Source organism: Vogesella urethralis (genome assembly GCF_007644045.2).
Taxonomy (GTDB): domain Bacteria; phylum Pseudomonadota; class Gammaproteobacteria; order Burkholderiales; family Chromobacteriaceae; genus Vogesella; species Vogesella urethralis.
This window is the reverse complement of the sequence record NZ_VMDW02000074.1, coordinates 1-467: the sequence shown is the minus strand read 5'-3', so window position 1 is coordinate 467 and position 467 is coordinate 1. Positions and strand designations below refer to the sequence as shown.

Genomic DNA, 467 nt, shown 5'->3' with positions numbered 1-467 from the left:
CAGAAGACCCACCGCCTGCATGCGGGCAACAAGGGCTTCAATGCCATGTTTGCCGTCAGCAGCGTGGATGCCGCCAAGCTGTATTACGAGTGCTTCCGCGAGCTGCAAAAGACCAGTGACAAGCCTTTGCGCGTAGCGACCATCTTCTCGTTTGCGGCCAACGAAGAGCAGGACGCGATTGGCGACATTCAGGACGAGAGCTTTGACGTGTCCGCCATGAACAGCAGCGCCAAGGAGTTCCTGAGCGCGGCCATCGCCGACTACAACGCGCTGTTCAAGACTAATTTCAGCGTGGATAGCAACGGCTTCCAGAACTACTACCGCGATCTGGCCAAACAGGTGAAGGCCAAGGAGATCGACCTGCTGATCGTGGTGGGCATGTTCCTGACCGGTTTTGATGCCCCCACGCTCAATACATTGTTTGTCGACAAGAATCTGCGCTTCCATGGCCTGATGCAGGCTTATTC

1 protein-coding gene is annotated in these 467 nt (G+C 56.1%); it reads left to right on the top strand.

Annotated features, from left to right (window positions below; translation table 11 throughout):
* Positions 1-467 (top strand): type I restriction enzyme subunit R domain-containing protein (locus FLQ03_RS07110; protein WP_420855652.1); only part of this gene is annotated, 467 nt, incomplete at both ends.